Source organism: Spiroplasma attinicola (genome assembly GCF_023509825.1).
Taxonomy (GTDB): domain Bacteria; phylum Bacillota_I; class Bacilli_A; order Mycoplasmatales; family VBWQ01; genus Spiroplasma_D; species Spiroplasma_D attinicola.
On the sequence record NZ_JAKQXY010000001.1, the window covers coordinates 492,491 to 513,053 of the forward strand.

General features: G+C 27.7%; 32 protein-coding genes and 1 pseudogene. 30 read left to right on the forward strand and 3 right to left on the reverse strand.

The features are described from left to right. Positions 1-11: 11 nt before the first annotated feature. On the forward strand, positions 12-1,601 hold the full coding sequence (locus tag LT335_RS02330; RefSeq protein ID WP_249728368.1) for a type I restriction-modification system subunit M: 1,590 nt from the start codon (positions 12-14) through the stop codon (positions 1,599-1,601). Here the strand turns inward: LT335_RS02330 and LT335_RS02335 are convergent. Continuing rightward, on the reverse strand, positions 1,598-2,707 hold the full coding sequence (locus LT335_RS02335; RefSeq protein ID WP_249728370.1) for a restriction endonuclease subunit S: 1,110 nt from the start codon (positions 2,705-2,707) through the stop codon (positions 1,598-1,600). The two genes, LT335_RS02330 and LT335_RS02335, sit on opposite strands and share 4 nt — an antisense overlap. A 62-nt stretch (positions 2,708-2,769) precedes the next feature. Between LT335_RS02335 and LT335_RS02340 the strand changes: the two genes are divergently transcribed. Both LT335_RS02340 and LT335_RS02345 read left to right on the forward strand, forming a co-directional pair. Further along, positions 2,770-3,486 (forward strand): tyrosine-type recombinase/integrase, encoded by a 717-nt coding sequence (locus tag LT335_RS02340; RefSeq protein ID WP_249728372.1) that lies wholly within the window; start codon positions 2,770-2,772, stop codon positions 3,484-3,486. 25 nt (positions 3,487-3,511) lie between these two features. Next, positions 3,512-4,627, forward strand: a complete 1,116-nt coding sequence (locus LT335_RS02345) for a restriction endonuclease subunit S (protein ID WP_249728374.1) — start codon at positions 3,512-3,514, stop codon at positions 4,625-4,627. A gap of 9 nt (positions 4,628-4,636) precedes the next feature. Here LT335_RS02345 and LT335_RS02350 read toward each other — a convergent pair whose 3' ends face one another. Continuing rightward, complete coding sequence (locus LT335_RS02350; protein ID WP_249728376.1) at positions 4,637-5,758, reverse strand: restriction endonuclease subunit S; 1,122 nt, start codon at positions 5,756-5,758, stop codon at positions 4,637-4,639. 132 nt (positions 5,759-5,890) lie between these two features. On the opposite strand from LT335_RS02350, the gene LT335_RS02355 reads away from it, so the two are divergent. Then, positions 5,891-7,066 carry a restriction endonuclease subunit S gene (locus LT335_RS02355; RefSeq protein WP_249728377.1) on the forward strand — a complete coding sequence of 392 codons (1,176 nt, stop codon included), beginning with the start codon at positions 5,891-5,893 and terminating at the stop codon, positions 7,064-7,066. A gap of 97 nt (positions 7,067-7,163) precedes the next feature. Here the strand turns inward: LT335_RS02355 and LT335_RS02360 are convergent, their stop codons facing one another. Continuing rightward, positions 7,164-7,313: a hypothetical protein gene (locus LT335_RS02360; protein WP_249728379.1), complete on the reverse strand. Its 150-nt coding sequence runs from the start codon at positions 7,311-7,313 to the stop codon at positions 7,164-7,166. Between LT335_RS02360 and rpsJ the strand changes: the two are divergent. From rpsJ to rpsM, 26 genes and pseudogenes are all read left to right on the forward strand, one after another. Then, positions 7,303-7,611, forward strand: a pseudogene (gene rpsJ / locus LT335_RS02365) (30S ribosomal protein S10); the annotation flags it as partial. The gene LT335_RS02360 and the pseudogene rpsJ sit on opposite strands and share 11 nt — an antisense overlap. Before the next feature lie 105 nt (positions 7,612-7,716). Then, a complete protein-coding gene (gene rplC, locus LT335_RS02370; protein ID WP_249728383.1) occupies positions 7,717-8,424 on the forward strand; it encodes a 50S ribosomal protein L3 in 708 nt (235 codons plus the stop codon). A 1-nt stretch (position 8,425) separates the two neighbouring features. After that, positions 8,426-9,055: a 50S ribosomal protein L4 gene (gene rplD, locus LT335_RS02375; RefSeq protein ID WP_374982213.1), complete on the forward strand. Its 630-nt coding sequence runs from the start codon at positions 8,426-8,428 to the stop codon at positions 9,053-9,055. After that, positions 9,055-9,348, forward strand: coding sequence for a 50S ribosomal protein L23 (gene rplW, locus LT335_RS02380; protein ID WP_249728388.1), 294 nt, complete (start codon positions 9,055-9,057; stop codon positions 9,346-9,348). The genes rplD and rplW overlap by 1 nt, the downstream gene beginning before the upstream one ends. A gap of 22 nt (positions 9,349-9,370) precedes the next feature. Beyond that, positions 9,371-10,240: a 50S ribosomal protein L2 gene (rplB, locus tag LT335_RS02385; protein ID WP_249728389.1), complete on the forward strand. Its 870-nt coding sequence runs from the start codon at positions 9,371-9,373 to the stop codon at positions 10,238-10,240. 15 nt (positions 10,241-10,255) lie between these two features. Then, positions 10,256-10,528 carry a 30S ribosomal protein S19 gene (rpsS, locus tag LT335_RS02390; RefSeq protein WP_249728391.1) on the forward strand — a complete coding sequence of 91 codons (273 nt, stop codon included), beginning with the start codon at positions 10,256-10,258 and terminating at the stop codon, positions 10,526-10,528. 10 nt (positions 10,529-10,538) lie between these two features. Next, entirely contained in the window at positions 10,539-10,874 is a 336-nt protein-coding gene (gene rplV / locus LT335_RS02395; RefSeq protein WP_249728393.1) for a 50S ribosomal protein L22, read from the forward strand. A 12-nt stretch (positions 10,875-10,886) separates the two neighbouring features. After that, entirely contained in the window at positions 10,887-11,627 is a 741-nt protein-coding gene (gene rpsC, locus LT335_RS02400; RefSeq protein ID WP_249728395.1) for a 30S ribosomal protein S3, read from the forward strand. 2 nt (positions 11,628-11,629) lie between these two features. Further along, the gene (rplP, locus tag LT335_RS02405; RefSeq protein WP_249728397.1) at positions 11,630-12,109 is read left to right on the forward strand and encodes a 50S ribosomal protein L16; all 480 of its coding nucleotides are present in this window, start codon (positions 11,630-11,632) and stop codon (positions 12,107-12,109) included. Next, on the forward strand, positions 12,090-12,512 hold the full coding sequence (gene rpmC, locus LT335_RS02410) for a 50S ribosomal protein L29 (protein WP_249728398.1): 423 nt from the start codon (positions 12,090-12,092) through the stop codon (positions 12,510-12,512). The genes rplP and rpmC overlap by 20 nt, the downstream gene beginning before the upstream one ends. Continuing rightward, positions 12,502-12,813: a 30S ribosomal protein S17 gene (gene rpsQ / locus LT335_RS02415; RefSeq protein WP_249728400.1), complete on the forward strand. Its 312-nt coding sequence runs from the start codon at positions 12,502-12,504 to the stop codon at positions 12,811-12,813. Before rpmC ends, rpsQ begins: the two co-directional genes overlap by 11 nt. 2 nt (positions 12,814-12,815) lie before the next feature. Further along, complete coding sequence (rplN, locus tag LT335_RS02420; protein WP_249728402.1) at positions 12,816-13,184, forward strand: 50S ribosomal protein L14; 369 nt, start codon at positions 12,816-12,818, stop codon at positions 13,182-13,184. Between the two features lie 24 nt (positions 13,185-13,208). After that, positions 13,209-13,556: a 50S ribosomal protein L24 gene (gene rplX / locus LT335_RS02425; RefSeq protein ID WP_249728605.1), complete on the forward strand. Its 348-nt coding sequence runs from the start codon at positions 13,209-13,211 to the stop codon at positions 13,554-13,556. 18 nt (positions 13,557-13,574) lie between these two features. Next, positions 13,575-14,141 carry a 50S ribosomal protein L5 gene (gene rplE / locus LT335_RS02430; protein ID WP_249728404.1) on the forward strand — a complete coding sequence of 189 codons (567 nt, stop codon included), beginning with the start codon at positions 13,575-13,577 and terminating at the stop codon, positions 14,139-14,141. A gap of 1 nt (position 14,142) precedes the next feature. Next, positions 14,143-14,328: a type Z 30S ribosomal protein S14 gene (locus LT335_RS02435; protein WP_249728405.1), complete on the forward strand. Its 186-nt coding sequence runs from the start codon at positions 14,143-14,145 to the stop codon at positions 14,326-14,328. An 18-nt stretch (positions 14,329-14,346) separates the two neighbouring features. Then, positions 14,347-14,751, forward strand: a complete 405-nt coding sequence (rpsH, locus tag LT335_RS02440; RefSeq protein WP_249728407.1) for a 30S ribosomal protein S8 — start codon at positions 14,347-14,349, stop codon at positions 14,749-14,751. A gap of 19 nt (positions 14,752-14,770) precedes the next feature. Then, on the forward strand, positions 14,771-15,325 hold the full coding sequence (gene rplF / locus LT335_RS02445) for a 50S ribosomal protein L6 (protein WP_249728408.1): 555 nt from the start codon (positions 14,771-14,773) through the stop codon (positions 15,323-15,325). A gap of 27 nt (positions 15,326-15,352) precedes the next feature. Beyond that, the gene (rplR, locus tag LT335_RS02450) at positions 15,353-15,703 is read left to right on the forward strand and encodes a 50S ribosomal protein L18 (protein WP_249728410.1); all 351 of its coding nucleotides are present in this window, start codon (positions 15,353-15,355) and stop codon (positions 15,701-15,703) included. A gap of 15 nt (positions 15,704-15,718) precedes the next feature. After that, positions 15,719-16,402 (forward strand): 30S ribosomal protein S5, encoded by a 684-nt coding sequence (rpsE, locus tag LT335_RS02455; protein WP_349665628.1) that lies wholly within the window; start codon positions 15,719-15,721, stop codon positions 16,400-16,402. A gap of 24 nt (positions 16,403-16,426) precedes the next feature. Beyond that, on the forward strand, positions 16,427-16,864 hold the full coding sequence (gene rplO / locus LT335_RS02460; RefSeq protein ID WP_249728608.1) for a 50S ribosomal protein L15: 438 nt from the start codon (positions 16,427-16,429) through the stop codon (positions 16,862-16,864). Further along, positions 16,865-18,229, forward strand: a complete 1,365-nt coding sequence (secY, locus tag LT335_RS02465; RefSeq protein WP_249728412.1) for a preprotein translocase subunit SecY — start codon at positions 16,865-16,867, stop codon at positions 18,227-18,229. It begins immediately after the preceding gene. Between the two features lie 19 nt (positions 18,230-18,248). Then, complete coding sequence (locus LT335_RS02470; RefSeq protein ID WP_249728414.1) at positions 18,249-18,911, forward strand: adenylate kinase; 663 nt, start codon at positions 18,249-18,251, stop codon at positions 18,909-18,911. Continuing rightward, the gene (gene map / locus LT335_RS02475; protein WP_249728416.1) at positions 18,904-19,650 is read left to right on the forward strand and encodes a type I methionyl aminopeptidase; all 747 of its coding nucleotides are present in this window, start codon (positions 18,904-18,906) and stop codon (positions 19,648-19,650) included. Before LT335_RS02470 ends, map begins: the two co-directional genes overlap by 8 nt. 123 nt (positions 19,651-19,773) lie before the next feature. Then, entirely contained in the window at positions 19,774-20,010 is a 237-nt protein-coding gene (gene infA, locus LT335_RS02480) for a translation initiation factor IF-1 (RefSeq protein ID WP_249728610.1), read from the forward strand. Between the two features lie 13 nt (positions 20,011-20,023). After that, positions 20,024-20,137: a 50S ribosomal protein L36 gene (gene rpmJ / locus LT335_RS02485; RefSeq protein WP_249728418.1), complete on the forward strand. Its 114-nt coding sequence runs from the start codon at positions 20,024-20,026 to the stop codon at positions 20,135-20,137. Positions 20,138-20,152: 15 nt separating this feature from the next. Next, entirely contained in the window at positions 20,153-20,548 is a 396-nt protein-coding gene (rpsM, locus tag LT335_RS02490; protein ID WP_249728420.1) for a 30S ribosomal protein S13, read from the forward strand. The last annotated feature ends 15 nt before the right edge of the window (positions 20,549-20,563 follow it).

Here is a 20,563-nt window from a genome sequence, read left to right on the forward strand (position 1 = left end):
AAATTTGTATAATGAATCAAGAAATTAAGCAAAGAAATGAATTGCATGCGAAACTTTGAAATATGGCAGATTCACTTAGAAGCACTAGTGGAATGGAAGCTAATGAATTTAAGGATTATATTTTAGGTTTGATTTTTTATAGATATATTAGTGAACATCAAGTTAATGAATTTAATGAGAAGCTTCATATTAGTGTTAAAGATTTTTATAAAGAAGATCCAAGAGAATGCAGAAATGCTGCTATTGAAAGTTTAGCATTGGGTTATTTTATTGAACCTGAATATTTATTTGAAAATCTTGTTATTGATATAGTGCAAGGAAAATTTGAAATAAAAAAAATAGCTGATGCTTTTAAGAATTATTCAGATTCAACAAAAGGAAAAGAAAGCGAAGAAGAACTTTCAAATTTATTTAATGATGTTAATTTAGCTTCAGAAAAATTAGGAAAAACATATAAAGATAAAGGAGAATTAATTGCTAAATTAATTAAGTCAATAAATAATATTGACTTTAAATTTTTAGATAGTCAAATAGATGTTCTTGGTGACGCATATGAATATTTAATTGGACAATTTGCTGCTAGTGGTGGGAAAAAAGCTGGCGAATTTTATACACCTCAACAAGTTTCTAAATTACTTAGTTTAATTGTTACTGAAAATCTTGAAAAAGTTAAATTTATTAGTGATCCTACTTGTGGTTCTGGTTCATTATTAATTCAAGTTGCTAATAAATTAAAAGAAAAAAATATTGATTTTGCAAAAATTTATGGTCAAGAATTAAAAACTAATACTTGTAATTTAGCAAAAATGAATTTATTAGTTCACAGTATTGATTTTAATAAATTTTCTATTTATCAAGGTGATACTCTTAAGCATCCTAGTGAAGATCAAAAAGAATATGGGAAGATGGATATTGTTGTTGCTAATCCGCCTTTTAGTGCTATTTGAGAACCAAATGTAATGATGGAAAAAGATGAACGATTTTCAGGTGCTGGCAGACTTGCACCAAAATCTTATGCTGATTATGCTTTTGTTGAACATATGATACATAATTTAAGTCAAACTGGATGCATGGCAGTTGTTTTACCTCATGGTCCATTATTTAGAGGTGGCGCAGAAGAAGTAATTAGAAAATATTTAGTTGAAACAAGAAATTATTTAGATACTGTAATTGGTTTACCTGAAAATTTATTTTACGGTACAACAATAGCAGCATGTATATGTGTTTTTAAGAAAAATAAGGTTAATAATGATGTTTATTTTATTAATGCAAGCAATGATTTTGATAAGGGTAAAAAACAAAATTTCTTAAGAGATGAACATATTAAAAAAATAGTTGATGCATACTCATCAAAGAAAGAGATAGAAAAATATGCTCATTTAGCGACATTAGAAGAACTTAAAAAGAATCAATTCAATTTAAATATTTCTCGATATGTAGATATATTTGAAGAAGAAATTGATAAAAAACAAGTTAAAGAAGAAATTAAACAATTATCAGGTGAAATTTCAAATTTATTAAAAGAATTTAATGAATTGGTTCCTAAAGTAGAAGAAGCAATTCAAAAAGCACTAAACTTTGAAGAAGATGAAAAAGTCTAATGCTTATTTTCTTTTATTAATAGTTTTATAAAATTAGTTATTAGATTATCGTAATAATTTATAAGTTCATTTAATTTAATAATAAATTTATATATATTAGAATAATTAAAATTTACTATTTTTAATACTGTGTTTTCAATTAAAGATTTATTAATTGATTGTTGCGCAGAGCCACTTTTTATTAATTTAAAATAACTGATAGCATTTCTAATTTCAAAAAATAATTTTTGATTTGATTCGATTTTGGCTATTGATTGGTTAAAAGCTGTTACTTCACTTGCGAAGGAAACTTTAGATATTCTTGGTTCAATTATTGAAAATAATATATCATATTTTTTTGCTAATGCACTTTTAGTTAAACCTAGTTGTGTAATCTTTTTGTCAGATTTTTTTGAAATAATAGTATTAGTTAATTTTCCTGAATTAATTCAGGGAATTTCTCCGTCTCACAATAATTTATTTGATGTACTAGGCGTTCCTCCTATAATAATTTTTGCAATATTTTTGAATTTAATTAAATTGCCTTTAAGCAAATTGTAGTGTTTTTCAAAAAGTAAGATGGTTTTTTGAAGAGTTAAATTTAGTAATTTATTCATATTTTCTAATGGTTCAATAATAGCAATTAAGTTCTTCATATCAATTTGAACATTTTCTAAAGTGTCTATTCTAATACAATTTGAATACTTTAGAAAAAGCGTTTCATTTTGTTCAATAATATCTATTATTTGTTTTTGAACTTTTAAAGAAACAAATTTATTATTTATTACTCAATTAAAACTAGAAAGTCTTAACGAAGGAACTGTAGAACCTACTGAATATTTTTTAAAATTATTTGAATATTTAATTAGAAAATAATATAAATATTTATTTAATAATTTATTTGTATTGTTAGATTTTATTGCATAAGTTCTTTGGTGCAAATCAAACTTACCATTAAAATATTTTGGAGTAAAATCTCCTTCGCCAGGAACAATTATATACTCTCCATCAAATAAAAATTTATCACTTTTTTTAGCTTCTTTTGATCTATCAAAAAATATAAATTTACCTGTAGAATTTGAATCAACAGTATTTGATTTTCCATTTTTAATACTTATAACACCCATTATTGAACTCTCCTTTTGTATTATTTAATTTTACCTTATATAACTTTATTGGAGGTAAAAAAATGAAAGAATATATAAATTATTTAAAAAGAAATAAATATTCTAAAAATACAATTATTACATATAAAAGTATTTTAGAAATTTATAAAGATGATTTAAGAGATATTAGGTTGATTAAAAAAAGATTAACTTATTATTTTAAAAGTCCTAATACGGTTTGAACACACTATAATGTAATTTCTTCTTATTTAAAATGATCTAAAGATAAAAGATTAGAATTGTTAAAAGAAATGAAATTACCTAGAATTCCAAAGAAATTTATGGTTGTCTTTAATAAAAAGTATTTGTTATCAAAAACTGAAATTAAAGATATTGATAATTTGGAAAAAATTAATAAAAAAATGATAATTAGGTTTCTATTTGAAACGGGTTTAAGAGCTTGTGAATTAAAACAAATTGTTTCAATAAATAAGAAAACAATAACAATAATTGGCAAAGGAAATAAAATTAGAGAAGTATTTCATAATTATGAAACAACAAGCAAAATTAAAACAAGAAATGTTACAACTAAAACAATTAGATTATGAACTAAAGAAATTTTAGGAAAAAAATATACGCCTCATTCAATAAGAAGATCTCATGCAACTCATTTACTTTTAAAAGGAGCAAATCCTAAAATGGTAATGATGCAATTAGGTCATGAAAAAGTTGAAACAACATTTAGATATTTACAATTGTCAATTGATCAAAATAAAAAAATATACGACAAGTTCTATTAAAAAGAACTTGTTTTTTTGTTCAATAATGGGTGTTTTCAAACTTAAAGATATTGCAACTATAAATATGTGCAAAAGAGTTTTTTCAAAAGAAACTTCTAAAAATGGAGATATACCATTTTATAAAATTGGAACATTAGGAAACAAACCTGATTCGTTTATCAAGAAAGAACTTTTTTTATATTTAAAAAGTAAATATAGATATCCAGAATTGGGTGATTCATTAATTAGTTGTAGTGGAACAATAGGTAAAGTTATAGAATTTAATGGTAAAGAAGCTTATTTTCAAGATAGTAATATAGTTTGATTAACTACATCAAAATTAATAAAAAAATATACATATTATTGGTTATCAAAAAAACCTTTTAAAGGCACTCAATGAGGTACAATAAAAAGACTTTATAATTCAGATATAGAAAATACTTTGATTTTTGTACCATCATTAAAAGTTCAAAAACAAATAATAGATATTATTGAACAAAATGAACTCCTTTTTCTAAAGTATTCAAATTGTATTAGAATAGACACTTTAGAAAATGTTCAAACTGACATGAAAAACTTAATAGAAATAGTTAAACCACTAGAAATACTTAAAAATAATTTAATTAATCAATCAAATTGTTTTTCAAAATATTTAAAACTAATATCAAAACAATATAATATTTTAGAAAAAATGAATAAAAATTGTATTTTTGTTAAAGGTGAGTCAGTTTCTAATTCTTTAGAAGGAAAAACATTATTTTTAAATGTATCTGCAGCAAATAATAACCCCAATAAATATTGTGATAACGAACCAAATATTTTTCCTAAAGATATAACACTTTCACTAGATGGTAATATTGGTCTTGTTAATAACAATTTATTAGGCTTTAATGGATATTTATATAAAATTGAATCAAAAACTATACCTAACTGACAAATATATTATTCACTTAAACATAAAATTAATCAAAATATTATTAAATTAAATGAAACTGGCATTACTATTAAACATAGTAATAATTCAAAAAAAGACTTATTAATTTTAGATTTTAAACAAAAAATAATTTTTGAAAATATTTTTATTTTAGAAATAAATTTAAAACAACAAATAAATTTAATTAATAAACAAATCAAAAAAATGAGTGAAATATTGACTAAATAGAAAAAATTATTATTTTATTAAAAGATTTATTATGGATTTTTTAATTTCTTTAATTTTATTTTTTAAAATTAAGAATTTTATATAAAATTCATTAATGTATTCATCATTTGCAGTTTTTTTAATCATTTTTAAATTTAAAATATCATCAATTGTAATATTTTTTTGTACAGCTCCTGTAGCATGTTTTATTAGAAAGTTATTTTGTTTTATTATTGCAATTTTAATATTTAAAGGAATATTACTTCTTAAAACTAAGGTTCTTTGATTTGAAACTCAATTATTTTCATATACTATAGAAGCAGTTCCAATTGTCCCAGATAAACCTGTAATAACATCTCCAATGTTAATTAAGTTATTCTTTGTTATATTTGTTTTCTCAAATTTAAATTTATTATTAATATTTTTAACAGTAAAAATTTTATATACTCCATGTAAATTTTTATCAGAATATTTGTATGTATAACCAGCAGATTTTCAATTTATATTTTCTTTAATAAAATTATTAATTTCAAAAGATCTAAAGAAAAAAGATTTTTCAATAAATTTTATTATATTCAAAATTTTATTTTCATATAATTCAAAAGGCTTAACTATTTCTATTAAGTTTTTCATGTCAGTTTGAACATTTTCTAAAGTGTCTATTCTAATACAATTTGAATACTTTAGAAAAAGCGTTTCATTTTGTTCAATAATGTCAATTATCTTTTGTTGTAGTTCTATAGTGGGAATAAAAATATTTAATTCTGAAACAGTTGAGGGATTAAATTGAGGTTGACCACTACCTTCAATGAGTTTTTTTAATTGATTTTTGTATTTATTAGTTTTAGTTCAATAATAGAAATATTTATTATTTAATTTTGAATCATCAAAATTATATCTAACTAAAAAACCTGCAAATACACATTCTTGATAAGAATCATGAATATAAGTTTCTCCAGCATTTGCTCCAGTTCTTGAAATTAATATATCGTTCTTCTTTAATAAAGGTCCAGAATTTACAAATGTGGGAAAAAATTTATTCTTCAAATCTGTTTGTCGAACATACTTATACTTTCCTGTTCTAAGAGCAGGTAAAGAAGCACCATATTCAGGTTTATTTTTGTATAAATCTTTAAGTTTATTAATAATCATTATTAAACCTCTCTTTGTTTAATTTTACTTAATTTTTATATAAAATTAAATAATTTAAAAAAATAAATTATTAAATTAAAAATCATATAATGAAAGAAATATAAGAAAAAATGATTTTTTATTTTTTTTATAATGATTATTAATAAACTTAGTAATATTTGTAGTTATACAGAAGGCTATGTTAATCCAGAAATCACAAATGAGAATTACTTTTCAGAAAATGGTATGCCTTGATTAAAAGTTGCTGATTTAGTACATGGTGAGAATATTTATTTTACAAAATATCACTTATCACCATTAGGCGAATCTTTAGCTAAAAATGAAAATCAAATATTTAAAAAAGGAACAATTGTTTGATCAAAATCCGGTTCAATTGGTCTTACATCTATTTTACAAATTAATGTAATGGCTAATAGAGGTATTTTAAATATTAAACCAAATAACAAATATGTAAAAAATAAATATCTTTTTTATTTTTTATACAAAAATAAAAACATCTTTTCAAGTAAAGGAACTGGTATTGTATTAAAGCATTTTTATGGACCTAATTTAATGAACGAAGAAATAAATTTGCCTAATATTAAAATGCAAAATCAAATAATTGACATTATTGAACAAAATGAAACGCTTTTTCTAAAGTATTCAAATTGTATTAGAATAGACACTTTAGAAAATGTTCAAATTGATATGAAGAACTTAATTGCTATTATTGAACCATTAGAAAACATTGAAATTAATATAATGAGGATTAAAAATAAATTAATTAAATTACTAATTAATCTTTATAATTATTCAAATAATAAACACCAAGTTGTTTTTAATTCAGTAATTAAAATATTATCAAATAAATATAAAGAACAAAGAAATTATTTTGCCACAAATGCTGTTGGTGAATTGGAAATTGATTATCAAAAAATAATTAATCTCTCTGGAAAAATTCCTTCTAGAGCAAATGTCTCTCCATTACAAGATTCATTTATTTTTTCTAAACTTGTCGGAGAAAATAAAATTTTTTATTTTAAAGAAAAACCAAAAGAAGTGTTTTCAACTGGTTTCTTTAACTTTAAAACTGAATATCATGATCATATTTTAGGATTCATGTTATCTGATGATTTTAAATTACAAAAAGAATATCTTTCAACCGGAACTACAATGCAAGGAATTAATAATTCATCATTAGAATTAATTAAACTAAAAAAATCAAATTTAAAATCAAATGTTATTACAACTACATTATACGATTTAGAAAATAATTTAGTTAAAATTAAAGCATTAAAAACTAAATTAGTTGAACTTTTAATTAAGTAAAAGATTGTTATTGTTTTTACTTGATAAATCAATAAAAATTAAAGGAAAAAATTTGCTTTTTGCTCTTCCCATATATATAGTATCTATGCTATACTTACTAGGCATGGTTGTTTTGTGTCTTTTTTGATACACCAATATTAGTTGTAGTAAAAAAATAACCCTGTATTGTTCTTTTATTTCATTGATATTTTGAAAGAAAATTATCAATAATTTGTTCTAATAGGAGGAAACAATCAATGGCAATCATTGAAGATCGCGTAAAAATTCGTTTAGTAGGATATGATCAAGAAGCACTTGATGATATTGTTAAAAAATTTACTAATACGTTAAAAGAAGAAAACGTTGAAATGTCAGGACCGATTCCGTTACCAACTCATCGTGAGTTGTATACAATTCTTCGTTCACCACATAAACACAAAGATTCTCGTGAACAATTTGAAAGAAGAATTCACAAGAGAATTATTACTGCAAAGTTATCTCAAAAAGCTTTAAATGCTTTAAGTGGTATTAAACTTCCAAGTAGTGTTAGTGTGTCATTAGTACTTGAATCAAAAAATCAAGCAACTGTAAGACAACAATCAAAAAAGCAAAAAAATATTAAAAGAAACAAAGCAAAAAAATAATATTTTAAAAGTCTAAAGGAGAAAGAGATGAAAGGAATCTTAGGAAAAAAACTAGGGATGTCACAAGTGTTCTTAAGCAATGGACAACTAGTTCCTGTTACAGTAATTGAAGTTCAACCAAATCTTGTTAGTCAAACTAAAACTGCTGAAAAAGAAAAATACAATAGTTTACAACTTTCAGCATTTGATTTACGTTTGAACTTAAGTAATAAAGCTGTAGCTGGTCATTTTAAAAAAGTTGATAGTCAACCTAAGCGCTTCGTAAGAGAAATTCGTGGAATGGAAGGTTTTAATGTTGGAGATACTCTTAATGTTGGAGATGTTTTCAAACCCGGAGAATTCGTTGATGTAACAGGAATTTCAAAAGGGAAAGGTTTTCAAGGACGAGTTAAACGTTATAACCAATCTCGTGGACCAATGGGACATGGGTCTGGATTACACAGACAAATGGGTTCAACTGGTTCAATTGCAGCTAATCGTGTTTTTAAAGCACAACCAATGCCAGGGCAAATGGGACATGTAAAAAGAACGATTAGTAATTTAGAAATTATTAAAGTTGATAGTGATTATTTATTAGTTAAAGGGTCAATTCCAGGACCAAAAAAAGGATTTGTTGTAATTAAATCAGCAATTAAAAATTCAAAAACAAAAGAAGCAGCTAACTTACACCAATGAGTAAATCCTAGTCAAACTGTTGAAAGTAAGGCAAATGGAGGCAATGATGGACAAAACTAATTTAAAAATTAATGTTGTAGATCATACTGGTAAAAAAGTTAGTGAATTAACATTAAACGAAAAAATTTGAGGTATCAAACCTAACGAAAAAGTTCAGTTTGATAGTTTATTAAGTTATAATGCTGCTCAAAGACAAGGAACCCACAAAGTTAAAACTCGTGCTGAAGTATCGGGTGGTGGTAGAAAACCTTGAAAACAAAAAGGAACTGGAAATGCAAGACAAGGATCAATTAGATCACCACAATGAAAAGGTGGAGGGATTGTATTTGGTCCAACAACTGAAAGAAACTATACGATTAAGTTAAATAAAAAAGTTCGTAGTTTGGCTTTAAAATCAGCTTTGGCTGCGAAATTACAAAATGATAATATCGTAGTTATTGATCAGTTAACATTTGAAAAACCATCAACAAGTACAATGTTAAAAACATTGACAAAACTAAAATTAGCTAATAATAAAACTTTAATTATTAGTGATTTAGAAAATCAAAAAACAGTAATTAAATCAGCAAGAAATTTAGAAAGAACAGAAGTTATTAGTAGCAATAATGTTAATATTTATGCTTTATTAAATGCAAATAAAGTTTTATTAACATTAGCAGCAGTTAAAAATATTGAGGAGGCTTTAGGATAATGCATTTAAGTGAAGTAATTAAAGGTCCAGTCTTAACAGAAAAGACCTATGCACAAATGGCAAATGGTATTTATACATTTTCTGTTAATCGTAAAGCTAATAAAACTCATATTAGAAAAGCTTTTGAACAAATTTTTGAAGTTAAGGTTGAAAAAGTTAACATTGTTAACAATAAACCGAAAACTAAAACTGTTGGTAGATTCGTTGGTAAAACTTCTGCAGTTAAAAAAGCAGTTATTAAATTAGCTGCTGGCGAACAATTAAGTCTATTTAGCGATGAACAAAGCAAATAGTAAGGTTTAGAAGGAGTAAGAAATGGCAATTAAAACAAAAAACCCCATCACAAATGGTCAAAGAAATATGACAGTACTTGACTATAAAAGTGTTATTACTACTAATAAACCAGAAAAATCATTAGTAGAAAAATTAGTTCGCAAATCTGGAAGAAATAACCAAGGAAAAATTACTGTTAGACATCAAGGTAATGGTCATAAAAGAAAATATCGTGTTGTTGATTTCAAAAGAAATAAAGATGATATTATTGGCATCATTAAAACGATTGAATATGATCCAAACCGTAATGCTAATATTTGTTTAGTTAATTACTTAGATGGTGAAAAGCGTTATATTTTAGCACCAAAAGGAATTAAAGTAGGAGACAAAATTATTAGTAGTTCTGGTAACAATGATAAAGTAAAAGTTGATATTCTTGTTGGTAACTGTTTACCATTGAATAAAATTCCACAAGGAACATTTATTCATAATGTTGAACTAAAACCAGGCAAGGGTGGACAATTAGCAAGAAGTGCTGGAACAAGCTTACAAATCTTAGGAAGAGATGAAGAAGGTAAATATACCTTACTAAAAATGGCTTCTGGAGAAGTAAGAAAAGTATTAAGTATCTGTCGTGCCACAATTGGTGTTGTTGGTAATGAAGATTTTAATTTAGTAAACATTGGTAAAGCTGGAAGAAACCGTTGAAAAGGTATTAGACCGACTGTTCGTGGTAGTGTTATGAATCCTAACGATCACCCACATGGTGGTGGTGAAGGAAAAGCACCAATCGGAAGAAAAACTCCAGTAACTCCTTGAGGTAAACCTGCCTTAGGATTAAAAACTCGTGATAAGAAAAAAGCATCAAATAAGTTCATTGTTAGAACTAGACATGCTGCCAAGAAAAGATAAAGGAGAAAATAAATTATGGCAAGATCATTAAAAAAAGGTCCCTTTGCAGATCAATCTTTAGTTAAAAAAGTTGAAGAATTAAATAAAGCAAAGAAAAAACAAATTATTAAAACTTGATCACGTCGTTCAACAATTTTCCCTGAATTTGTTGGTCACACTTTTGGAGTTTATAACGGTAAAACTCATTTACCAGTTTATGTTACAGAAGATATGGTTGGTCATAAGTTAGGTGAATTTTCACCAACAAGAAAATTTGGTGGTCATGGTAATGACAAGAAAAAGAAATAGGAGTTAAGTAATGGAAGCAAAAGCAAAATTAACTAAGTTAAGAATGAGTCCAAGAAAAGTTCGTTTAGTAACTGACTTAATTCGTAATCAACATGTTGTTAGAGCCATCACAATTTTAGCTCATGAACCAAAAAGAGCAGCCAAACCAATTAGAGATTTATTAAATTCAGCAATTGCCAATGCGACAAATAACCACGGTATGGAAGCCGATAAATTAAAAATTAAAACAATTTATGTTAATGAAGATCCAACATTAAAAAGATACAGACCACGAGCACATGGTCGTGCTTATCAAATTTTAAAACGATCAAGCAATGTAACAATTGTTCTTAGTGATGAAAAGTAGGAGGTAAAGAAAATGGGTCATAAAGTTAGTCCAAATGCTTTAAGATATGGTATTAATAAAGATTGACAATCTCGTTGATATGCTGTTAATGATCAAGAAATGGCAAAATGAATCATCGAAGATGACAAAATTCGTGTTGCTTTACTTAAAAGTTTAAAAAATTCTGGTGTTTCAAAAATTGAAATTGAAAGAACAAAGCAACAAATTACCTTATTCATTCACTGTGTTCGTGTCGGATCAGTTTTAGGACAAGGTGCATCAAACCTTGAAGTATTAACAAAATTAGTTCAAAAAACAATTAACAATCGTAAGATTGGCATCAAAATTAATGTTGTTGAAGTTGTTAACCCCGACTTAGACGCACAAATTTTAGCAAATACAATTGCACAACAAATTGAAAATCGTTTATCACATCGTGCTGTGCAAAAATTAGCAATTCGCCGTGCTTTAAGAGCAGGAGCAAAAGGAATTAAAACTAAGGTTTCAGGAAGACTTGGTGGTGCTGATATGGCAAGAACTGAAGGATATTCTGAAGGTAGTGTTCCTTTAGCAACTTTAAGAAGTAATATTGATTTTGCTAAAGCTGAAGCAAATACTGTTTCAGGTAAAATTGGTATTAAAGTTTGAGTTTATAAAGGTGAAATTTTACCAGGTGAAAAATTAAGACAACCAACACATTTCAAACCAAGACATAATCGTAATCAAAACCATCATCATCAAACACCAAATCATCATCGTAGGGAGGCTAAGTAAAAATGGCAATTCCGAAAAGATATAAATATCCTGCTGTTCATCGTTTAAGTTATGAAGGTAAGGCAAAAGGATGTAAAACTGTTGATTTTGGTACGATTGGATTAAGAGCTGAAGAGGGTAGTTATATTACTGAAAGACAAATTGAAGCAGCTAGAATTGCGATGACAAGATATATGAAGCGTGGCGGAAAAGTTTGAATTAGAATTTTCCCACATTTACCAATTACTAGAAAACCAGCTGAAGTAAGAATGGGTTCTGGTAAAGGGTCAATTGATCATTGAGTGGCAGTAGTTAAAAAAGGAACTGTTATGTTTGAAGTTGATTATCCAAATTTAGACATGGCAAAAGAAGCTTTGCGTTTAGCAATGCATAAGTTACCAATTAAATGTAAAATTGTTACTCGTGCTGATAATGCATCAGTATTAGGAATAAAAAACATTAAAAAAGAATTAGGTGAAAGCAATGGACATGCAAGTAATTAAATCTAAATCAACACTTGAATTACAAGTACACGAAGAAGAACTTCGTGCCCAATTATTTGCTTTAAGAATTCAAAAAGCAATTGGTAAGTTAGATACTCCACACAAGATCAATGAACTACGCAAAGATATCGCAAGAATTAAAACTGAAATCTCAAATCGCGCTTTAAATGGTGAAGTGATTAAACCATTAAATTTTCAAAAAATGGAACTACCAGAAGAAAAAAAAGCAAAAAAAACACAAAACAAAAAAACAGATAAAAAAGAAACAAAAGAAACTAGTAAAAAAGATGTAAAAAAAGCATCAACTAAAGCTAGTACAAAAACAAACAAAGTAAAACCAACAGCAACAAAGACAACAAAATCTAAATCTTCATCAAAGGAGGACAATAACAATGACAAATAGTAATACTCTTATCAAAAGACGCAAAACTTTTATTGGAACAGTTGTTTCTGATAAAAATGACAAAACAATAACTGTTAGCGTTGAAACATCTAAAACTCACCCGATGTATAACAAACGTTTTAAGTCAACTAAAAAATACCATGCTCATGATGCAAACAACCAAGCCCAAGTTGGTGATGTTGTTGAAATCATTGAAACTCGTCCATTATCAGCTTTAAAGCGTTTTCGTTTATTAAAGGTTGTAAAACCAAAAGAACAACCAGAATCAACGAAAGCTAAAGCAAAGGCAAAGAAAGATTAATCATGTTACAAAATTTATCATGAATTAATATTGCTGATAATACGGGTATTAAAGAAGCAATGGTAATTAGAGTTTTAGGTGGAAGTAATAAGAAGACTGCTAATATTGGCGATATTGTTGTTTGTTCTGCTAAAGTAGTAACACCAAGTTCAGCGATTAAAAAAGGACAAATTGTGAAAGCAGTAATTGTTCGAACAAAATTTGGTGTTAAAAGAAATGATGGCAGTTGTGTAAAATTTGATGATAATGCAGCAGTAGTAATTAAAGATGATAAAACACCAAGAGGAACTAGAGTATTTGGTGTTTTAGCAAGAGAAGTTAGAGATCAAGGTTTCAACCGAATTGCTTCTCTAGCAGAAGAAATAGTTTAAAGGAAAAGAATTAATATGGCATTAATGAAAAAAGCTAAAGCAATTAAAATTCTTGATAGTAAATTAAAAAAAGGCGATAAAGTAAAAGTTATTGCTGGAAAACATAAAGGAACTGTTGCACCAATTATTAAAGTATTACGTGACAAAAATCGTGTTGTCCTTGAAGGTATTACAATGAAAAAACATCAAAAACCATCACAAGAAGAAAAAGAAGGAGGAATTATTGATGTTCCTGCTCCAATTCACATTTCTAATGTAATGATTATTGATGGTAAAAATGCGAAAGCAAAAAAAGTTTCAAGATTAGGTTATGTATTTAAAGATGATAAGAAAATTCGGGTTTATCGCAAATCTGGATCTGAAGTTAATTAAGGAGGACAATAGTTAAATATGAATCGTTTACAAGAAAAATATAACAAAACAATTGTTCACCAATTGCAAAAAGACTTAAAATACTCATCAATTATGCAAGTACCTAAAATTGAAAAAATTGTTATTAATATTGGTGTTGGTGATGCTGTTGCGACACCAAAGGCTTTAGATAAAGCCGTAGCAGAATTAACAAAAATTACTGGACAAAAGCCAGTAGTTACAAAAGCAAAAAAATCAATTGCCGGATTTAAACTTCGTGAAGGTATGGCAATTGGTTGTAAAGTAACCCTAAGGGGTGAAAAAATGATGGACTTTTTTGATAAATTAATTTCAATCGGATTACCAAGAGTAAGAGATTTCCAAGGTTTATCAAGAAATTCCTTTGACAAAAATGGTAATTATACTTTTGGAATTAAAGAACAAATTATTTTCCCTGAAATCAACTATGAAGATGTTGATAAAATCAGAGGATTAGAAGTAACAATTATTACTTCAACAACAGAAAAAGAAGCAGCAATAAGATTATTAGAAGCATTTGGTTTTCCCTTTAAGAGAAGACCAAACCAAGTAAAACAGGAGGCATAAGATGGCAAAAACAGCTTTAAAAGAAAAACAAAGAAAACAAGCTAAGTATAGTACTAGAACTTATACTCGTTGTCAAAGATGTGGTCGCCCACATGCAGTAATTCGTAAATTTATGATTTGTCGTCTATGCTTTAGAGATTTAGCTTATAAAGGGCAAATTCCTGGCTTAAAAAAGGCTTCATGATAAGAAGAGGAGGTATGTTAAATGACAAATGATCCAATTAGCAATTTGCTAACAGTAATTCGTAATGCAATTAAATCATCTGATAAAAGCAAACATCGTTCTGTTAGTGTTCCATCATCAAAACAATTAGTGAAAATTGCTGAAATTTTATATAAAAATAATTATATTGAAAAATATCGTGTTAATGAACATGAACCAAAGAAATTTACCTTAGAAATTCTATTAGGTAATACTGCAAAGAATAACATTCTTGGTTTAAAACGTATCTCAAGCCCGGGATTAAAAGTATATGCTCAAGCTAAAACTTTACCAAGTGTTTTAAATGGTTATGGAATTGCAATTATTTCAACTTCAAAAGGAATTATGACAAACAAGCAAGCAAAGAAACTTGGCCTTGGTGGCGAAGTTCTAGCTTATGTTTGATAGAATTAGGGAGTAAAGAAATATGTCAAGAATCGGTAATCGAGTTTTAACAATTCCAACAGGCGTTCAAGTTAAATTAACTGAAAATAATCTTTTAAATATTGCTGGAAGTAAAGGGACTTTATCTAAAACCCTACCAAAAGAAATTAAAATTATCATTGATCAAGAAAAAAACACTATTAGCACAACAAGACCAAACGATATTAAAAAAAATAAACAATTACACGGAACTGTTAATTCTTTAATTAATGGGATGTTAATTGGAGTTTCTAAAGGCTTTATTAAAGAATTAGAAATTAATGGTGTTGGTTATCGTGCTAATGCTCAAGGTGATATTGTAAATCTTAGTTTAGGATATTCACACCCAATTAAATATCAAATTCCAGAAGGAATTACAGTTGTTACTCCAAAACCAACTTTAATTCAAATTAGTGGTTTTGATAAACAATTAGTTGGACAAGTTGCTGCCCAAATTCGTCAATTCAGAAGTCCTGAACCTTATAAAGGTAAAGGAATTAAATATCAAGATGAAGTTATTCGTCGTAAAGAAGGAAAATCAGCTGGTAAAGGTAAATAACCTTTAACAGAATAAGGAGAAAAAAATATGTTTGATAGAAAAAAAGCTCGTAAAATTCGTCATTTGCGAATTCGAAAGAAAATTGTTGGTTCTAAAACAAAACCGCGTTTAAATATTTTTAGATCAAATACTAGTCTTTATGGCCAAATCATTGACGATAGTACTGGACATACAATTATTGGGTTATCTTCTTTGAGTTTTAAAGATTTAAAATCAAAGAAAAACATTGAAGCAGCAACAAAATTAGGCGAAGAAATCGCCAAATTAGCAAAAGAAAAAAGTATTAAAAAAGTTGTCTTTGATCGTGGTGGAAATTTATATCATGGTAAGATTAAAGCATTTGCTGAAGCTGCCAGAAAAAGCGGATTAGAGTTTTAAAAGGAGATTAAAAAAATGAGTTCAGAAAAAGAATTAACTAATAAGGGTCATAACCCGACAACTTTGTCAAAAGAAAAAATGACAAAACATCCTGAAGTTACTCAAAGTAACAATAAAAAACCATTCCGCGGACAAGATAATAAAAAACCAAATCATCAAAGACCACAAAGATCAAAACAAGATTTTCGTAAACCAAAAGAACAAAGTGAATTTTTAGAAAAAGTTATTTGAATTAGAAGAATTAATAAAGTAACTACAGGTGGAAGAAGACTAAGATTTTCAGCAGCCGTAGTTATTGGTAATAAAAAAGGAACAGTAGGACTTGGTGTTGCTAAAGCAAACGAAGTTAACGATGCAATTAAAAAAGGTATTGCTGCTGCTCATAAAAATCTAAAACAAGTAGCAATTAATGAAAATTCTTCAATTTATCACCATGGAATTGGACATTATGGTGCTAGCAATATTATTTTAAAACCAGCTAAAGAAGGGATTGGAGTAAAAGCAGGAGGAAGCGCAAGAGATGTTATTGAACTTGCAGGAATTCAAAATATTTATTCTAAATCATTAGGCTCAAATAATAAAATTAATTTAGCTAGAGCAACAATTCAAGGTTTAAGTTCCCTTAAATCAGAAGACTTTTTTAAGAATAAAGTTATTAAAAAAAGAACTCCAGCAGTTAATGCTGAAAGTAAAAGATAGAAAAGGAGAGTAAAAAAAATGGAATTAAAATTACATGAATTAACATCTTCTCCTTTAGCTAGAAAAAAACCAAAACGAAAAGGAAGAGGTACTAGTTCAGGTCTTGGTAAGACTGCCGGTAAGGGAACAAAAGGGCAAAATGCTCGTACTGGTGGTGGAGTAAGACCAGGATTTGAAGGAGGACAAACTCCTTTATACCGTAGAATTTCAAAACGAGGTTTTACAAATCCAACAACTATTACTTATAGTATTATTAATTTAGATCAAATTAATAAAATCAAAGAAACTGATATAACACCAAAGTTGTTATATCAATTAAAAATTATTAAAGATAAAAAACATCAAATTAAAGTTCTTGGTAAAGGGACTTTATCAACAGCTAAAAATATTCAAGCACATAAATTTTCAGATGCTGCTAAAGCAGCAATTGAAAAAATTGGAGGAAAAGCTGAGGTGATTTAGGTGTTTAAAACCGCTCGCGAAATAACAAAACAGTATAAAGAAGTTATTATTCGAATTTTATTTACTATTTTTGTTTTAGTAATCTTTCGAGTAGGAGCCTTTATTACTGCTCCAGGAGTTCATTTAAATACTGATTTAAATAACAGTAATAACAGTGGATTAGAGTTTTTTAACTTGATTTCAATGTTAGGTGGTGGAGCGATTAATCGTTTTTCACTTTTGGCTCTTGGAGTTTCACCTTATATTACTGCATCAATCATTGTGCAGTTATTATCATCTGATGTTGTGCCAACTTTAACAAGATGGGCAAAATCAGGAGAAAAAGGGAAAAGAAAATTAGAATTAATGAATCGAATTCTAACAGTACCATTTGCAATTATGCAAGCATTTGCAACGATTCTTGGATTACAATCACAAGGAATCATTAATGTTGATTGAACATCAGGTTCTGGAGTTGGTCCAGCAATGTTTTATTATTTTTTAATACCAATAGTGCTGTTAGCAGGAACTATGTTATCATTATGAATGGCAGACCAAATTACTAATCGTGGAATTGGAAATGGCATTTCATTAATTATTTTTGCAGGAATTGCTGCAAATTTACCATTCAATTTATCTGCTACTTTTAAATATTGAGTAGCACCTGATTCAAATAATGCTGTCATATTTCAAGGTGCATTACAATTTGCCTTATATTTATTGGCTTTCTTGTTTATCATTTTGATTGTCGTATTTTTCAATGAATCTGAAAGACATATCCCAATTCAACAATCAGGGAGCGGACTGACACTAAAAGGTGATAAGTCGTCTTATTTACCTTTAAAGATTAACTCAGCTGGAGTTATTCCAGTTATTTTCTCATCAGCATTGATTACAGCGCCGATGACAATTGCTCAAATTGTTCAAAGTAGTAATCCTAATAATGGTTTTGCTAAGTTTACGCAGAATTATTTATCGTTACAGTCGTGACCAGGGATTAGTATCTTTGCGATTTTAACAATTTTATTTACTTTCTTGTATGCTCAAGTTCAAATTAATCCTGAACAAATGACACAAAACTTCCAAAAATCGGGAACATATATTCCCGGAATTAAACCAGGAAAAGAGACTGAAGTATATATTAAAAGAATGTTAAATCGTTTAAGTACAATTGGAGCAACATTCTTAACTTTTGTTGCTGTCTTACCATTCTTGATTTCCAAGATTGCTAATTTGCCATCATCATTAGCGATTGGTGGTACAGGTGTTATTATTATGGTTGGAGTGGCTTTAGATACAGCAAAACAAATTAAAGGACGAATTACTCAACATTCATTCTTAAACTATAAAGACGAAAAAGTTTCACAAGAACATTTATGATCATAAGTTCAAAGGAAAGAGAAATATGAATTTAATTATTATGGGTCCACCAGGTGCCGGTAAAGGAACACAGTCAGAATTTTTAGTAAGACATTATCATTTACTGCATCTTTCAACCGGTGATTTATTAAGAGCAGAAATTCAACAAAAAACTGAACTAGGTTTAAAAGCACAAAGTTATTCTGATCAAGGTAAATATGTTCCTGATGATTTAATGAATCAAGTTGTTGCAAGTAAACTAACTAAAATTAAAACTAATTTTATTTTAGATGGTTATCCAAGAACAAGTGATCAAGTAAAGTTCTTAGAAACAGTATTAAAAAAAATCAAACAAAAAATTGATTTTGTAATTTATTTAGAAGTGAGCAAAGAAGCAGTTATTAAGCGCTTACAAACAAGGTTAATTTGTCCAGTTTGTAAAACAACTTATAATACAATTAGCTCACCACCAAAAGTTGATAATATTTGCGATAACGATCAAACAGCATTAATTCAAAGAACTGATGACAGTGATCAAGCAAAAATTATTACTCGTTTAAAAACATATCAACAATCAACCCAACCTTTAGTTGCTTACTTTAAAAAACAAGGCAATTTGAAACTAATTGATGCTAATCAAGACCAAGCAAGTGTTCACGAACAATTAAAAAAAGTAATTGGAACACCAAAAGGAACAAACAATGATTAGTATTAAAAGTGCTAGTGAAATTGCTAATATGAAAAAAGCAGGCAAAGTTGTTGCATTAATTCATCAAGAATTAGCAAAAATGATTAAGGTTGGAACAACAGGGAAAATGCTTGATTTGAAAGCAAGAGAAATTATTAAAAAAAATCAAGCTAAACCATCATTTCTTAATTATCATGGTTTTCCAGCAGTAATTTGTGTTTCAGTTAATGAACAATTGATTCATGGAATTCCCAATGAAAAGCCCTTTAAACTTAATGATCTTGTTAAAATTGATGCTGGGGCATCTGTTAATGGTTATCATTGCGATGCCGCCTTTACAATGGCAGTTGGTAAAGCAACTCCAGCACAAGAAAAGATTATTAATGTTACTAAAGCGGCATTAATGAAAGCGATTAAAATTGTTAAACCAGGCACTAGAATTGGTGATATTGGGGCAACAGTTCAGGCTTATGTTGAAAGCCAAGGCTTTTATTTACCAACATCATATACTGGTCATGGTATTGGTAAATTCTTACACGAAGACCCAGCAATTCCTAATGTTGGCATTGCCAACACAGGAGTTAAATTAAGAGCGGGTATGGCCATTTGTATTGAACCAATGGTCCAAACTTCAACTGATAAAGTTAAAGTTTTAAATGATCAGTGAACTGTAGTAGCGTTAGATAATAAACCAACCGCTCATTTTGAACACACTTTACTTGTGACTGATGATGGTTGTGAAATCTTAACTGCTATTTAAAAAATGATTAAATTATGTTATAATTTGAAGAGGTAATTAATGGCCAAAAAGAAACAACAAACAAAAAAAAATAATAGTAATAAAACTACTAATAATTTTGAAAAAAGTAAACCAAATACTATTATGCTTGAAGCACAAGTAGTAGAAGTTTTACCAAATGCAAAATTTAAAGTTTTATTAAAAGAGTTTAATACTGTTATTGATGCAACTCCGTCTGGCAAAATTCGTTTAAATCATATTAGAATTTTGAAGGGAGATTTTGTTAGTGTCGAGTTATCAACTTATGATTTAACTAAAGGTCGCATTACTTTTCGTTATAAAGGAAAAAAATCATCAAATTCTAATCAAGAAAATAATTAGGAGTTAAAAAATTATGAAAGTACAATCATCAGTAAAGAAAATTTGTGATAAATGTCAAACAATTAAACGCAAAAATCGTAATATGATTATTTGTGAAAATCCTAAACATAAACAACGCCAAGGATAAATATGGAGGAATTACATGTCAAATATTAATATAACAAGTAGAAGAATTGGACAAATCAATATTCCAGGGAATTTACATTCTGATATTGGTTTAACAAGAATTTATGGAATTGGCCGTAGTAGTGCCATTAAAATTTTATCTGGTTTAAACATTAATCCAACTACTAAAATTGCTGAATTAACAGAAAAACAAATTAGTGCTATTAGTGCAGAAATTGAAAAAAACTACAAAACTGAGGGAGAATTACGCCGAGATGTTTCATTAAATATTAAGCGTTTAATGGAAATTGGTTGCTATCGTGGAATTAGACACAGAAAAGGATTACCTGTAAATGGTCAATCAACTAAAACTAATGCCAGAACTCGTAAAGGTAGAAGAAAAACTGTAGCTAATAAGAAGAAAGCAGCATAGGAGGAACATATTAAA